The sequence below is a fragment of the Deinococcus betulae genome (assembly GCF_020166395.1).
GTDB classification, from domain to species: Bacteria; Deinococcota; Deinococci; order Deinococcales; family Deinococcaceae; genus Deinococcus; species Deinococcus betulae.
On the sequence record NZ_JAIQXU010000010.1, the window covers coordinates 39,428 to 52,809 of the forward strand.

The following is a 13,382-nucleotide window of genomic DNA, read 5'->3' on the forward strand; positions in this document are numbered from 1 at the left end:
GCGCTGAGCATGGGCCGCTTTGATTACCTGAGCAAAACGGGCAAGAAGGCCAAGAAAGAGGCCGGGCGCAAGGTCACCCCGGCCCCCGACGCCCGGCGTACCCACGCACCCGACCCCGTCGAAGCTGTGTATCTGCGCCGCGAAACAGTCCGCGCGGTGAGTAGGGCACTGAAAAAGGGCGGCGGCGAGAGCGTCGAGGAACTGGCCGAGGACCTGCTGCTGGCCTGGCTGCGCGCCCGGTCATGACGCTGGCAGCGGCGCGCGCCGGTCGGGCGGTCGCCCTGTTGCTGGCCCTGTTCGTCACGGTGCCGGGTGTGCTCAATCCCTTGCAGCCGGGCTGGCTGAGTAACGTCAACCTGGTGTTCCACGAGGCCGGGCACGTGCTGCTCATGTGGGCAGGCGAGACGGTGACCCTGCTGGGCGGCAGCGCCGTGCAGGTGCTGGTGCCGGCCGCCTGCGTGGCGACCTTCCTGGCGCGTCGGGAGCGCTTTGCGGCTGGGCTGGTCACCCTCTGGCTGGGGCACTCGCTGGCAGGGGTGGCGGCGTACATCCGTGACGCCCCGGCGCGCGAACTGCCCCTGCTGACGGGTGACCCCGACACCCACGACTGGTGGCAACTGCTGGTCGGCTGGAACGCGCTGGGCGCCGCCGACCCGCTGGGCCGCTTCGTGCTGTTTCTGGCCTACGCCGCCGTCATTCTGGGGACGCTGCTGGCCGTCTGGAACGAACTGAACAGCCCGCCGGAGTCGGCGTGAGCGTCGTCGGCCGCTTTGCACCCAGCCCCACCGGCGCCATGCACCTGGGCAATGCGCGCACCGCCCTGCTGGCCTGGCTGCATTCGCGCGCCCAGGGTGGGCGCCACTTCTTGAGGTTTGAAGACCTCGACACCGGCCGTGTGCGCCCCTGGGCCTTTGAAACCACCCGCCTGGACCTGGCCTGGCTGGGCCTGGACTGGGACGAGGAGGTCATCCAGTCCAGCCGGCTGCCGCTCTACGAGGCGGCCCTGGCCCGCCTGGACACCTATCCCTGCACCTGCACCCGCAAGGAAGTGCAGGCGGCCATCCAGGCGAGTGCCGGCGCCCCCCACGGCGCCGAGCCGGTGTATCCCGGCACCTGCCGTGCGGGCCATATGCTGGGCCGCCCAGCGGCGGTGCGCTGGCGCGTGCCAGGCAAGGTGGTCTGTGCCCAGGACGAGCTGTCGCAGACCACCCTCTGTCAGGACCTGCCCACCGAGGTCGGTGATCTGGCCCTGCGCCGCAACGACGGCGTGTTCGCTTACCACCTGGCGGTGGTTGTTGATGACGCGGAGCAGGGCGTGACCGACGTGGTGCGAGGCGCCGACTTGCTGGGCGCCACCCCCCGGCAGGTGGCCCTGCAAGGCGCGCTGGGCCTGCCCACCCCGCGCTACTGGCATGTGCCGCTGCTGCTCGACTTCCGGGGCGAGCGTTTGGCCAAACGCGGCGGCGCGTCCCCCGTGCAGGCCCTGCGGGAGGGCGGCGATTCGCCGGGGCGTGTGCGCGCCGAACTCGCCCGCAGCCTGGGCTGGGCGGTGCCCCCCGAGGTCAGTCTGGACGACCTGCTGCCTCTGTGGCACGCGGTTCTTGAGGGCCACCTGTCCCTGACCACCTGACCCCGTCCCGCCTCTTCAATCTAGACAGATTGTCTAAGTTTGCCTAACGCCCGTTCGTGGGCGGGGTCTACGCTGGTGACATGGCTTTGTCTCTTCCCACGTATCCTCAGCCCGACGAACGTGGCCGCTTTGGCCGCTTCGGCGGGCGGTATGTGCCCGAAACGCTGATTCCCGCTCTGGATGAACTGGGCGCCGCCTACCACGTGGCCAAGGTGGACCCGGCCTTCCTGACTGAACTGGACCGTTTGCTGCGCGAGTTCGTGGGCCGGCCCAGCGCCCTGTACCTGGCCCGCCGCCTGACCGAGCATGCGGGCGGCGCGAAAATCTACCTCAAGCGCGAGGACCAGAATTACACGGGCGCCCATAAAATCAACAACTGCCTGGCGCAGGCGCTGCTGGCCGTTCGCATGGGTAAAAAGCGCGTGATTGCCGAAACCGGCGCCGGGCAGCACGGGGTGGCCAGTGCCACCGCCGCCGCCCTGCTGGGGCTGGACTGCGTGGTGTACATGGGCGCCGAGGACATCCGCCGCCAGGCCCTGAACGTCTTCCGGATGAAACTGCTGGGCGCCGAGGTCCGTGAAGTCACCTCCGGCACCGCCACCCTGAAAGACGCCACCAACGAGGCCATCCGCGACTGGGTGACCAACGTGCGTGACACCTTTTACATCCTGGGCAGTGTGGTGGGGCCGCACCCGTACCCGGCCATGGTGCGCGATTTCCAGTCGATTATTGGTGAAGAGGTCAAGGTGCAGCATCAGGCCCTGGAGGGCCGCCCCACCCCTGACGCCATCGTGGCCTGCGTGGGCGGCGGCAGCAACGCGATTGGCATCTTTGCGCCGTTTGCATACCTGCCCGAAGAAGAGCGTCCCCTGCTGGTCGGCACCGAGGCCGCCGGAGAGGGCGTGGAGTCCGGCAAGCATGCCGCCAGCGTGGCAGGTGGGCGCATCGGCGTGCTGCACGGCGCCATGATGTACCTCCTGAACGACGACGAGGGCCAGATTGTGCCGCCCCATTCCATCAGCGCGGGCCTGGATTACCCCGGCATTGGTCCGGAGCACTGCCTGTATGCCCAGACCGGGGCGGCCCAGTACGTCCCGGTGACCGACGCACAGGCGCTGGACGCCCTGCAACTGCTGACGCGCCTGGAAGGCATCATTCCTGCCCTGGAAAGTGCCCACGCCATCCACCACGCGGTCGAACTGGCCCGCACCATGCGCCCCGACCAGACCCTGGTGGTCAACCTGTCGGGCCGGGGCGACAAGGACGTGGCCGAGGTGATGCGCCTCCTGAGCCTGCAAGAAGGAACAGGGGACGCGCCAGGCCAGATTCTGTCCCCAGAGGTTCACGCATGACGGCCACTGTTTCTGCCACGCGCGGCGCCGCCCGCCTGCACGCCGCCTTTGCCCAGGCGGCCGCCCAGGGCCGCGCGGCCTTTATTCCGTACATGACGGCCGGTTATCCCAGCGCCCACGTCTTTCCGGCTCTGGCCGCCGACCTGCTGACCCACGCCGATATTCTGGAAGTTGGGATTCCCTACAGTGACCCGCTGGGCGACGGCCCCACCATTCAGCGGGCCAGCGAGCAGGCGCTGGCAGGCGGCACCAGCACCCGCCATTCCCTGCGGCTGATCGCCGGGCTGCGCGCCCAGACCGACAAGCCCATCGTGGTCATGACCTATGTGAACCCCATCTATGCCGTGGGACCGCGCGAGTTCATGCGCCTGGCCCAGGAAGCGGGCGTGGACGGCCTGATTCTGCCTGACCTCCCGCCGGACCAGGACCTAGAGATTGCCGACCTGGCCGCCGAACACGGCCTGGCCGTCACCTTCCTGATTGCGCCGACCAGCACCCCGGCGCGTGTGGCGCTGGTGGCGCGCGCCTGCACCGGCTTTCTGTACGCGGTCAGCGTGACCGGCGTGACCGGCGCCCGTGAAGGCGCGGCGCTGGGCGAGGTGCCCGCCATGCTGGCCCTGGCCCGGCAGCACGCCCGCGTGCCGGTGGCAGTGGGCTTTGGGGTCAAAGACGCCGCCACCGCCCACCAGGTCGCGCAGGTGGCGGACGGCGTGGTGGTGGGCAGCGTCTTTATCACCGCAGCGGCCAATGGCCAGGATGTCGGCGCGCTGGCGGCCAGCATCGCTGCTGGGTGCGGGCGTGAGCCGGCTCGGTCACTGGGCTGAGTGACTGGGCTTAAGCCGGGCGGCTGTCAGCCCCCTGTGAGCGCGCCCTTCCTAGACTGACCGCCACGGTTGGCTCCTTGCGGCGCCTGCCCTGGAGGCCCGCATGCACCACACAGAGCCGTCTTCGCTGGGGTCAGCGCTGCCCCCCACCGCCCCCGAGCGCACCGACGAACTGCTGCGGCGTTCCGCAGAGCTGATCTTTCAGCAGGCCCACCTGGCAGTGGCCTGTGCCGAAGAGGCGCTGGCGCTCTCGCGGGCGGCGGGTGACCTGCCCCGCACGGCGCTCAGCGCGCTGCGTCTGGGCAATGCCACATCGGTCTCAGGGGATGAAGCGCGGGCGGCGACCCTGGTCGAGGAGGCGCTGGCCCTCTACCGGCAACTGGGTGACCCCAGCGGCGAGGCCGGCGCCCTGCTGAGCCTGTCCACCATTACCCGCAACCTGGGTCAGTTGCTGCCGGGCCTCCAGTGTGCGCTGCAGGGGCTGGCCGCCGCGCGTTCCCAGGGCCTGCGTTCCCTCGAATGCGGCTGCCTGAGCAACATCGGCCTGGTGTACACCGACCTGGGTGATTACCAGAAGGCGCTGGAGGCGTTTCTGGACGCCCTGCCCATCGCCCGCGCCGCCGGGGCCAGCGAAAACGAGGCGCTGTGCCTGACCAATCTGGGCGACGTGTGCAGCCGCGCTGGCCAGCCCAAGCGGGCGCTGGAACACTACCAGGCGGCCCTGGACATCAACCGGGCCATGGCCGACACCCACCGGCAGATAGACACCCTGTGCGGCATGGGCTTGGCCCACCTGCAACTGGGTCAGCCGGTGCCCGCTCTGCGGCTCTTTCAGGAGGCGCTGGAGATGGCGGCGGCGGCGGATGACCATAAGTGCGACGCCCGGCTGCTGACAGGTCTGGGCGACGCCCATGTCGTGCAGGGTCAGCCAGAACAGGCGCGGGCCGCCTACGAGCAGGCCCAGCAGCTGGCCGCGCAGGCCCGCGCCCCCCAGGAAGAGGTCGCCGCGCTACGGCAGCTGGGGGCGCTGGCCCTGGCCCAGCAGGACAGCGCCGGTGCCCTGGAACACCTGAACCGGGCCCTGACGCTGGCCGCCGCCTGTCAGGCGCCGAGAGAGCAGCAGGAGATTTACGCCCTGCTGAGTGCCGCCGAGCGCCTGCGCGGCCACTTTGAGGCGGCCCTGGCGCATTACCAGCAGCACCACCAGTTGGAACGCGACCTGAACAGCCGTCAGGCGCTGCACCGCACCCAGGCCCTGATGCTGGAGGTGGACATTGCCCAGGCCCGGCAGGCCGCCGAGGTGCAGCGCCAGATCAACGCGCGCCTGACCGAGGTCAATGAGCAGCTGGCCACCGCGAACGAGCAGAAAGCGCAGCTGCTGGCCCGCCTGCAGGAGCAGGCCCAGCACCTCGTGCGCCTCTCGCAGGAGGACGCCCTGACTGGCCTGGCCAACCGCCGCCACTTCAACGAGCAGTTTGAAACCGAGGTCCAGCGCGCGGCCCGGTATCTGCGGCCCCTGAGCGTGGTGCTGCTGGACATTGACCATTTCAAGGCGGTGAACGACACCTATTCGCATCAGGTGGGCGACCTCGTGCTGCGCGAACTGGCAGGGCTGCTTCAGGCCGGGTGCCGTCAGACGGACCTGGTGGCCCGCTTTGGCGGCGAGGAATTCGTGCTGCTGCTGCCCGAGACCCCGTATGCCGACGCCCTGGTGGTGTGTGAGCGGCTGCGGCGGTGCGTCGAGCAGCACGCCTGGGCGGCGGTGCAGTCCGGCCTCCAGGTCACCATCAGCCTGGGGGTGGCGGCCGGGTCAGGGCTGAACACCAGCCAGCTGCTGGCCCTGGCGGACAGTCAGCTGTACCAGGCCAAGCGCAGTGGCCGCAACCGGGTCTGCGGCGAACTGGCCGGGCCGCCCCCGCCGGGTTCTGGAGAGAATGTCAGAGAGGCCAGTTGACCCCTGATGCTGTCTGCCGGGGGAGAGCAGCTGGTCTGGCTCTCCCCGGCGTGGTGTGGCAGTGGCAGGAGATGCTGTGAACCTCTGGGGCAAAAGTAGGGCTCGTGACGGTCTCTCTTGTGCAAATCCCAGACGGGCGCCGCCCTCTGTCTGAGGTCGGAGGTTTGCTCGACTGCTCCGCATCACAGGCTTGCCTGTCCCAGCGCCCTTGAGAACGACATCTTCTGTTTTGCCTTTAGTCCAGCGTCCAGACCTGCACCTTCAGGTGCGTGGCGTCCGGATAATCCTCGCCGGCCCCGAACTGGCGAATGAGGCTGGCTGGGCGACTCGCCTCCACTGTCCCGGCCTCCACCATCTGGGCCAGGCTGCGGCCCGTCACGCCTGCATGGTTCAGGAGCGCCAGTAGTTGCCCGCCCGGCGCCGTGACCCGCGCGGCCAGTTCGGCCAGCCGCGCGTAATCGCGCTCAGCCCGCCACACTCCCGCCTTGCCCCGCGCGAAGCTGGGCGGGTCCAGCACCATCAGGTCGAAGGTGTCGCCGCGCCGCTCCAGGCGGCCCAGCCACTCGAACACGTCGCCGTAGAGAAAATCCTGGTCAGGAGCGTGAAGGCCACTCAGGGCATAGTTGGCCTGCCCCCAGGCCAGCACTTTGCGCGACAGGTCCACATTCTTGACAGTCGTCGCCCCGCCCAGCGCCGCGCTAAGGCCAAAGCCGCAGGTGTAGGCAAAAGTGTTCAGCACCCGCCGCCCAGCCGAGTGGGCGCGCACCCAGGCGCGGGCCGGGCGGGCGTCGGTGAACAGGCCCACGCTCAGGTCGGCGCCGGGGCGAATCAGGAAGGGCACGCCGTCTTCCAGGCCCACCACTTCGGGCTGGGCTGCCCCCCAGATGGGTTCAGCCGGGGTCAGCTCGGCCCGCTGGACATTGGCGGCGTGGCTGGCCCCCACAGGACGGCGCTTGAGGTACACGCTGGCCAGGGGCATGGCCTCTGCAAAGGCGGCGGCCAGCTCGTGTTCCTGGGCCCCTGTCAATTCTTCGTAGAGGCTTAGCATGCCCGTGTCGCCCGCCACATCCAGCGTGAACTGCCCGCCCGTTTCGGTCAGGTGCGCGGCGCGGTACAGGGTGTTACCCTGCGCGGCCAGCGGCGCGCGGCGGGCCAGCAGGCGGGACAGGTCAGGGAGGTGCAACGTCACGCGCCCGAGTGTAATGCGCAGCCCAGGCGAAGATGGACTTCGGTGGGATCAAGAGAAGCCGCAAGCATGGACGAGGGGCGAGCAAACCGAGAAAGGCAAGACAGCCTCTACCGATGAAAAGTCATTTGGGTAGGGTGCTGGGACAGAACTTTAAAAAGAGTTCTGTCTACCGCCGCCGCTATCGCGCCCATCCACGCGGCTCATCATCAAAAAAGGGGAGAGGCGCGCTGCCCCTCCTCCCACTGTCCTGCTCTGTTACGGCCGCCCGCCCAGCAGCCACCACACACCGGCTGTGGCCACCGCCGTGATGGCCCAGAAGCGCATGGTGACGTGGGTCTCGGGCCAGCCGATGTCCTTGTGTTCAAAGTGGTGCTGAATGGGCGCCATCTTGAAGACCCGCTTGCCGCGCAACTTGAACGAGGCCACCTGAATGATGATGCTCAGGGTGGCGACCACCGGAATGATGGCGGCCAGCGGCAAGAGCCAGACATCGGCGTACAGCACATAAGCGCCCGCCGCAATGGCCCCGATCGCGTGGCTGCCCATGTCGCCCATGAAGACCCGCGCCGGGTAGGCGTTAAACCACAGAAAGCCCAGCAGCGCCGCCGCCAGCAGCGCCCCCACGGGCGACAGCCCCAGCAGCGGCAGCAGCACGATAATGGCCACGCCCGCCAGCAGCCCGTCCACGCCATCGGCAAAGTTAAAGGCGTTCACGCTGCCCACCATGACCAGAGTCAGCAGAATCACGTCGCCCACTGGCCCCAGGCTGGGCACCAGCTCGTGCGAGGCCAGCGGCGCGGCAAAGTACGCGAACGCGGCGGCCACCACAAACTGAAGTGGGAATTTTTCGCGGGCCAGCAGCTCGGTCTTGCCGCCGCCCTTCATGCGCGAGCGGATTTTCAGGAGGTCGTCGGCCCCACCGACCAGGCCCATGCCCAGCGCCGTCAGCATGATGAGCAGTTCGCGCGGTCCCCCAGCGTTACCGCTCAGATACAGCGGCACGAACACCAGCAGCGCCGCCAGCACGAAGGGCACGCCGCCGGCGGTGGGCGTGCCTTCTTTCACCAGATGGGTCTGTGGGCCGTCCACCCGCACCCGCTGGCCCCAGCCCCGCGCCTTGCTGACCCGCACGAACAGGCCCACCAGAAACCACGACAGCAGCGCCGTGACAATCATCATGGCCGCTTCACTCCGCTTCGCAACGTCATCTCAAGCGCGGAGCCTACCACGCGCCCGGCCAGCGCCGCCCGCCTGCAGAGTCCAGGTCAGCCGCTGCGGGGCCTTTACTCCTCGCTGTCACCGTTTTCCTTCTTCCCCTCTTGATCACGGCGTAGCTTTGTACAGCTTGACTTGATGCTGGGGTGTCTCAACGGCGTCATGTCGGCCTTGAGACTCGGCAGACCCTCTCACAGCTCTCCTGTGATTAAGCACCCTCCGTGAGCATCTGAATGGTTTTCGCCACCCGCCGGGCACGGGTCTCGGGGTTCTTGGTACCCTCCACCGCCAACACATGCTGACGCTGCTGGCTATAAGAAAGCCGTCTGAAACGCTCTGAGGCGCCTGGCGTGCCATCCAGCGCGGCCTGCAAGTCGTCGGGCACAGTGACTTGACGGGGTTCCGTGTCCAGGTGCAGGGTGACACTCACGTGGTCTCCTGCCTGAACGCCTGCACCCTGACGATGTTCGGCGCTGACCGGCAACATGTACCGGCCGCCCATCACCGCCACCGTGCTGCGGTACGTGTAACCGTTCAGGGTCACCGTCACGGCCGGTTTCTTCCCCGTGCCGAGTTCCGCCACAATGTGTGGGGGGACTTCGATGCCGGTGGCCGTCTTGCGTTCCAGTCTCAAGGTCGTCTCGAACGTGGGCATAGGTCTGTTTTATACGCCTGATGCGAGAGTGCGTTGGGCCGGAGAGCAAAACAGAACGGCGAGGAAGAAACGCTAGAGGAGCGCGAGCGGTTTGAACAGTGTCGTGTCAGCCCAGATGCTCAGGAGACCCGTGCGAACCCTGACCCCGATCAATGGGTGAATCAATGCTGGAGGAACGGCTTGACCGGAGGCCTTGATCAGTCGGCCAGATAACGAATAAAGTCCCGCATCTCATTGACGCAGGCGCTGGCGTCCTGGGCGGCGCTGCTGCCCGTCACGGTGCGCAGCAGGCCGCTGTCACTCAGGTACAGCTGACTGACCCGGTAATTCACCCCGCCTTCCTGAAAATCGTAGGCGGCCAGCACGCTCCAGATGCCGGCGCGGTCCACCGGCTGGGTGACGACGTTGCGCACGTTGCGCCCCAGGCTGCCCTGCAACTTCAGGGCAAAGGCGCGGGCCTCTTCGGGGGTGCCGAAACGGGGAAAGGCCTGCCCATGTCTCTCCTCGCGCATCAGGCAGTTGCCGCTGGCGTCGGTCCAGTAATTCGCGTCGCCGCCCACCGGCGTCCAGCCGGGCATAGGTACAATCAGGGCGCCCGAGGTCCAAGGCAGCGTCAATGCGGCGAGGCAGACCGGCAGCAAGGGGCGTGGCATCAGCGGTCACGCTAACAGGCAGTCTGATGACAATCTTGAAGCTCTTCTCATGGAGTGGGGCCAAACAGTTCGTCCAGCCGCCGGTCCAGTCCGTCGCGCACGGCCGGCCACTCGTCCCTCAGCACGCTGAACATCACGCTGTCGCGCGCCTGGCCATCTGGCCGCACCTGATAGGCCCGCAGCACCCCTTCCTCCACCGCGCCCAGGCGGCGCATGGCGCGGCGGCTGCGTTCGTTGCGGGCGTCCACCTTGAAATGAACCCGGCCGGCCCCCAACACCTCGAAGGCGCGGGCCAGCAGCAGCCGCTTGGCGTCGGGGTTGACCCCCGTGCCTTGCGCGGCAGGCAGCAGCATGGTGCCGATCTCGGCCCAGCGGTCGGCGGGCCTCACCTCGCTGTAGCTGATGCGGCCCACCACGCGCCCCGCCTGCCAGACGGCAAAATTGACCCGCTGCGGCAGGGCATTCAGCCGCTTGATGTACTCGCTCCACGCCTCTGGGGTCGGCGCGCTGGGACCGCCGCGCGCCAGAAAGCGAATGGTGTGCTCGTCGGCTCCGGCGCAGAGGTCGGCCGCGTGTTCGGGCTTCAGCGGCCCCAGCTCAATCAGGCGGCCGCGCAGGGTGGGCGTGGCCAGCCAGTCGGCCGCCGGGGCGGATGGGGGAGCACTGGTCATGCCGGGCATGGTACGCCGCCCGCCGGTTACGCCCGGTGATACGGCTCGCCCGCGCTGATGGTGGCGGCCCGGTACAGGGCCTCTAACAGCACCACCATGGCGAGGTCGTGCGGCAGGGTCAGCTGCCCCAGGCTCCAGAGGCGGTGCGCGCCGGCGCGCAGGTCGTCGGTGTGGCCCTCTGGCCCCCCAATCGCCAGGGCCAGCTCACCGACACCACCCACCGCCTGAGCGTCCAGATAGGCACTCAGGCCCTCTGAGGAAAACTGCGTCCCGCGTGGGTCGAGCAGCAGCAGTGGCGTGCGCCCGGCGGCCCGGCGTACCGCCTCACTTTCCTGGGCCTGGGTGCGCCCAGTGACCCGCGTGACCTGAAGGCGGTGGTAGCGCCGCAGCCGCTTTTCGTATTCGTCCCAGCCTGCGCGGGCGTAGGCCAGCTTCGGCTCTCCGACGGTAATGATATGCAGCCGCACGCCGGGCAGCTTAGCGTGCGGCGGCCCCCTGCCCGCTACACTGGGGGCCATGCGAGGCCCGATTTGCCCATGCTTTCCCGGAGAGCAGGCATGAACTACGCCGCAACGCTGGCGGTGCTGGTGGTGCTGGCCTTCAGCTTTCCGCTGACGGTGCAGCTGGGCGCACAGGTGGGCGTGCCAGAGGCCGTGATGCTGTCTATTCTGGGTGCGGCGCTGACCTTCAGCCTGGCCACCTTTCTGGTGCGCTGGCAGGTCAACCGCCACCGCGCCCGTCTGGAACGCCTGAACGCGGCGCGCGCCCAGATTGCCGCCGAGCCGGACAACCCGCGCGCCTATTTTGTGGGGGGCGAACATCTGGCCGCACTGCTGCTGCGCCTGGACCGGCGCCGGGAAGCCGCAGAAGTCATTGACCGTTACGCCCGCCTGGGCGGCGCGCGGGAAGCAGAAATCGTAGCGCTCCGGGAAGCGCAGTCGGCAGCCGAACGCCGCGTGCGCCGCGCGCAGGGGAGAGAAACATGAAAGCGTACAAGGGCGTCGTGGAAAACGGCGTGGTGGTGGTCATTGGCGGCCGGCTCCCTGAGGGCACGGTCGTGACGGTGACGGTGGGTGAGGGCGAGTTGCTGCGCGCCCGCATCACGAATGTCCTCAAGCGGCCCCGCAAGGTGCGCGTGCGCCTCAAGCCCACGCCTGGCCTGGCGGTCAGTGGGGTAGGGCTAGACGCGGGCAGCCCCGTGCTGCGCCAGGACGGCGCATGGGCGGCCGATGACTGAAGGGCCCGAGCTGGACCTGACGGCCACCGGGCCAGGGGAGGCTGAGAGTCCTGCCCTCCCCGGTGGTGCCCGCGTGTGGCTGGTGCCGACCCCGGTGGGCAACCTGGGCGACATCACCCTGCGGGCCCTGGAGGTGCTGCGCGGCGCCGACGCTGTGGCCTGCGAGGACACCCGGCGCACCGGCGCCCTGCTGACCCACCTCGGGATTCGCAAGCCGCTGGTGCGCCTGGACGCCCACACCATGCACCGCGCGCCGCAACTGCTCGAGCGCCACGCCCGCCTGGCTTACGTCAGCGACGCAGGCACGCCGGGCATCAGTGACCCCGGCGCCGAACTGGTGCAGGCGGCCATTGCGGCTGATGTTCCTGTGGAAGTGCTTCCAGGGGCCACCGCCCTGATTCCGGCCCTGGTGCTGTCGGGTCTGTCCGCAGGACGCTTTGCCTTTGAAGGCTTCCTGCCCCGCAGCGGCCGCGAGCGCCGCGAACGCCTGGAAGCCGTGGCGCACCGCGCTGAAACCAGTGTGCTGTACGAGAGTCCCCACCGCCTCCACGCCACGCTGCTGGACCTGGCCGGCGCATGTGGCCCTGAGCGCGCCGCCAGCGTGACCCGCGAACTCAGCAAGCGGTTCGAGGAAACGGCGCGCGGTCCCCTGGCCGACCTGGCGACCCACTTTCAGGAGGGCGTGCGGGGCGAGATTGTGGTGGTGGTGGCGGGTGCGCCAGCCACGCCGGCCCCCCAGGCCGCCGACTACGCCGCGCAGGCCCGCGACCTGGCCGCGCAGGGCCTGGGCGTCAGGGATATACGTGACCAACTGACCCGCCTGGGTTTGCGTAAGAATGACGCTTATGCGCTGGCGCTTCAGGCGACCAGTACAGGCGCGCAAGACTGACCCTTTTTCCAGACCAACGAGGCTTTTTTCCATGACCGACCTGCCCCACTGTCCCCCCCAACCCAACCCGGCCAACATTCGCCGCGTGGCCGTCCTGACCAGCGGCGGCGACGCCCCCGGCATGAACGCGGCCATTCGCGCCGTGGTGCGCACCGCGACCTCTCAGGGCATCGAGGTGATCGGCGTGCGCCGGGGCTTTTCCGGCCTACACCGGGGCGACTTCGTGACCCTGGGGCCCAGAGACGTGGCCAACACCATCCAGCGCGGCGGCACCATCCTGCTCTCGGCACGCAGCCACACCTGGCGCACCCCCGAGGGCCGCGCGCGCGGCGCCCGTCACCTGCACGCCCACGATGTGGACGCTCTGATCGTCATCGGCGGCGACGGTAGTTTTCACGGTGCCCACTACCTGCAAGAAGAGCACAACATCCCCGTTATCGGTCTGCCCGGCACCATCGACAACGACCTGTACGGCACCGACCACACTATCGGGTACTTCACAGCTGTAGAAACCGCGCTGGACGCCGTGGACAAGCTGCGCGACACCGGCGCCAGCCACGAGCGCATCTTCGTGATTGAGGTCATGGGCCGCCACGCCGGTCACATCGCCCTGGACGTGGCGGTGGCCGGCGGGGCCGAGGAAGTGTTTATCCCCGAAGACGCCAAGGACATGGACAGCGTCCTGGAGACGGTGCGCAGCAGTGTCAAACGCGGCAAGCTGGGCAGCATCATCATCGTGGCCGAGGGATATCCAGGGGGTGCACAGGGGGTGGCGGCGGCTATTGAGCAGGGCACCGGCATGGAAACCCGCGTGAGCATCCTGGGCCACATCCAGCGCGGGGGCACGCCGGTGTCGTCTGACCGGGTGCTGGCCAGTCGCCTGGGCGAGGCCGCCGTCTACGCCCTGATGGAAGGCCGCAAGGGTGTGATGGTGGGCCGCCAGAACCACGAAACCAGCTTCACGCCTCTGCCCGAAACGTGGGAACAGCGCAAGGATGTCAGCCGCGACCTCTACCGCTGCGCCCGCACGCTGAGCATCTAGCCTGTTCAGGCGCACAAGGAAGAAGCCGCTGGCGATAGGGCAAAGCGGCTTCTTCCTCGTGAACTGTCATA

Annotated in this window: 16 protein-coding genes; 10 read left to right on the forward strand and 6 right to left on the reverse strand. The window is 68.5% G+C overall.

Annotation, left to right across the window (positions count from 1 at the left end):
- The first annotated feature begins 9 nt into the window (after positions 1-9).
- The 6 genes from K7W42_RS09400 (at position 10) to K7W42_RS09425 (ending at position 5,760) form a co-directional block, all read left to right on the forward strand.
- Entirely contained in the window at positions 10-246 is a 237-nt protein-coding gene (locus tag K7W42_RS09400; RefSeq protein ID WP_157461523.1) for a hypothetical protein, read from the forward strand.
- Positions 243-755 carry a hypothetical protein gene (locus tag K7W42_RS09405; protein WP_224574215.1) on the forward strand — a complete coding sequence of 171 codons (513 nt, stop codon included), beginning with the start codon at positions 243-245 and terminating at the stop codon, positions 753-755. Before K7W42_RS09400 ends, K7W42_RS09405 begins: the two co-directional genes overlap by 4 nt.
- Positions 752-1,630 (forward strand): tRNA glutamyl-Q(34) synthetase GluQRS, encoded by an 879-nt coding sequence (gene gluQRS / locus K7W42_RS09410; protein ID WP_224574217.1) that lies wholly within the window; start codon positions 752-754, stop codon positions 1,628-1,630. Before K7W42_RS09405 ends, gluQRS begins: the two co-directional genes overlap by 4 nt.
- A gap of 80 nt (positions 1,631-1,710) precedes the next feature.
- Positions 1,711-2,982 carry a tryptophan synthase subunit beta gene (gene trpB / locus K7W42_RS09415; protein WP_224574219.1) on the forward strand — a complete coding sequence of 424 codons (1,272 nt, stop codon included), beginning with the start codon at positions 1,711-1,713 and terminating at the stop codon, positions 2,980-2,982.
- Complete coding sequence (trpA, locus tag K7W42_RS09420; protein WP_224574220.1) at positions 2,979-3,806, forward strand: tryptophan synthase subunit alpha; 828 nt, start codon at positions 2,979-2,981, stop codon at positions 3,804-3,806. The genes trpB and trpA overlap by 4 nt, the downstream gene beginning before the upstream one ends.
- Before the next feature lie 103 nt (positions 3,807-3,909).
- Complete coding sequence (locus K7W42_RS09425) at positions 3,910-5,760, forward strand: tetratricopeptide repeat-containing diguanylate cyclase (protein WP_224574222.1); 1,851 nt, start codon at positions 3,910-3,912, stop codon at positions 5,758-5,760.
- A 235-nt stretch (positions 5,761-5,995) separates the two neighbouring features.
- Here K7W42_RS09425 and K7W42_RS09430 read toward each other — a convergent pair whose 3' ends face one another.
- The 6 genes from K7W42_RS09430 to K7W42_RS09455 form a co-directional block, all read right to left on the reverse strand.
- The gene (locus K7W42_RS09430) at positions 5,996-6,949 is read right to left on the reverse strand and encodes a class I SAM-dependent rRNA methyltransferase (RefSeq protein ID WP_224574223.1); all 954 of its coding nucleotides are present in this window, start codon (positions 6,947-6,949) and stop codon (positions 5,996-5,998) included.
- Between the two features lie 255 nt (positions 6,950-7,204).
- Complete coding sequence (locus tag K7W42_RS09435) at positions 7,205-8,128, reverse strand: phospho-N-acetylmuramoyl-pentapeptide-transferase (RefSeq protein ID WP_157461023.1); 924 nt, start codon at positions 8,126-8,128, stop codon at positions 7,205-7,207.
- Between the two features lie 244 nt (positions 8,129-8,372).
- Positions 8,373-8,819 (reverse strand): YdeI/OmpD-associated family protein, encoded by a 447-nt coding sequence (locus tag K7W42_RS09440; RefSeq protein ID WP_224574224.1) that lies wholly within the window; start codon positions 8,817-8,819, stop codon positions 8,373-8,375.
- Positions 8,820-9,016: 197 nt separating this feature from the next.
- Positions 9,017-9,472, reverse strand: coding sequence for a hypothetical protein (locus K7W42_RS09445; protein WP_224574225.1), 456 nt, complete (start codon positions 9,470-9,472; stop codon positions 9,017-9,019).
- Positions 9,473-9,519: 47 nt separating this feature from the next.
- Entirely contained in the window at positions 9,520-10,143 is a 624-nt protein-coding gene (locus K7W42_RS09450; protein WP_224574226.1) for a GNAT family N-acetyltransferase, read from the reverse strand.
- A gap of 26 nt (positions 10,144-10,169) precedes the next feature.
- Complete coding sequence (locus tag K7W42_RS09455; RefSeq protein WP_224574227.1) at positions 10,170-10,610, reverse strand: 23S rRNA (pseudouridine(1915)-N(3))-methyltransferase RlmH; 441 nt, start codon at positions 10,608-10,610, stop codon at positions 10,170-10,172.
- A gap of 90 nt (positions 10,611-10,700) precedes the next feature.
- Here K7W42_RS09455 and K7W42_RS09460 point away from each other — a divergent pair, with 90 nt between their 5' ends.
- From K7W42_RS09460 to pfkA, 4 genes are read left to right on the forward strand one after another with little or no spacing between them, the layout of a single operon-like run.
- Positions 10,701-11,129 carry a hypothetical protein gene (locus K7W42_RS09460; RefSeq protein WP_224574228.1) on the forward strand — a complete coding sequence of 143 codons (429 nt, stop codon included), beginning with the start codon at positions 10,701-10,703 and terminating at the stop codon, positions 11,127-11,129.
- Positions 11,126-11,380: a hypothetical protein gene (locus K7W42_RS09465; RefSeq protein WP_224574229.1), complete on the forward strand. Its 255-nt coding sequence runs from the start codon at positions 11,126-11,128 to the stop codon at positions 11,378-11,380. Before K7W42_RS09460 ends, K7W42_RS09465 begins: the two co-directional genes overlap by 4 nt.
- Entirely contained in the window at positions 11,373-12,269 is an 897-nt protein-coding gene (gene rsmI, locus K7W42_RS09470; RefSeq protein ID WP_224574230.1) for a 16S rRNA (cytidine(1402)-2'-O)-methyltransferase, read from the forward strand. Before K7W42_RS09465 ends, rsmI begins: the two co-directional genes overlap by 8 nt.
- A gap of 31 nt (positions 12,270-12,300) precedes the next feature.
- Positions 12,301-13,311 (forward strand): 6-phosphofructokinase, encoded by a 1,011-nt coding sequence (gene pfkA, locus K7W42_RS09475; protein ID WP_157461037.1) that lies wholly within the window; start codon positions 12,301-12,303, stop codon positions 13,309-13,311.
- The last annotated feature ends 71 nt before the right edge of the window (positions 13,312-13,382 follow it).

Bases quoted from the DNA above. Each gene is read 5' to 3' on its own strand.
- K7W42_RS09400 (WP_157461523.1), top strand. From the start codon at position 10: ATGGGCCGCTTTGATTACCTGAGCAAAACGGGCAAGAAGGCCAAGAAA.
- K7W42_RS09405 (WP_224574215.1), top strand. From the start codon at position 243: ATGACGCTGGCAGCGGCGCGCGCCGGTCGGGCGGTCGCCCTGTTGCTG.
- trpB (WP_224574219.1), top strand. From the start codon at position 1,711: ATGGCTTTGTCTCTTCCCACGTATCCTCAGCCCGACGAACGTGGCCGC.
- trpA (WP_224574220.1), top strand. From the start codon at position 2,979: ATGACGGCCACTGTTTCTGCCACGCGCGGCGCCGCCCGCCTGCACGCC.
- K7W42_RS09425 (WP_224574222.1), top strand. From the start codon at position 3,910: ATGCACCACACAGAGCCGTCTTCGCTGGGGTCAGCGCTGCCCCCCACC.
- K7W42_RS09435 (WP_157461023.1), bottom strand. From the start codon at position 8,128: ATGATGATTGTCACGGCGCTGCTGTCGTGGTTTCTGGTGGGCCTGTTC.
- K7W42_RS09440 (WP_224574224.1), bottom strand. From the start codon at position 8,819: ATGCCCACGTTCGAGACGACCTTGAGACTGGAACGCAAGACGGCCACC.
- K7W42_RS09445 (WP_224574225.1), bottom strand. From the start codon at position 9,472: ATGCCACGCCCCTTGCTGCCGGTCTGCCTCGCCGCATTGACGCTGCCT.
- K7W42_RS09450 (WP_224574226.1), bottom strand. From the start codon at position 10,143: ATGACCAGTGCTCCCCCATCCGCCCCGGCGGCCGACTGGCTGGCCACG.
- K7W42_RS09460 (WP_224574228.1), top strand. From the start codon at position 10,701: ATGAACTACGCCGCAACGCTGGCGGTGCTGGTGGTGCTGGCCTTCAGC.
- K7W42_RS09465 (WP_224574229.1), top strand. From the start codon at position 11,126: ATGAAAGCGTACAAGGGCGTCGTGGAAAACGGCGTGGTGGTGGTCATT.
- rsmI (WP_224574230.1), top strand. From the start codon at position 11,373: ATGACTGAAGGGCCCGAGCTGGACCTGACGGCCACCGGGCCAGGGGAG.
- pfkA (WP_157461037.1), top strand. From the start codon at position 12,301: ATGACCGACCTGCCCCACTGTCCCCCCCAACCCAACCCGGCCAACATT.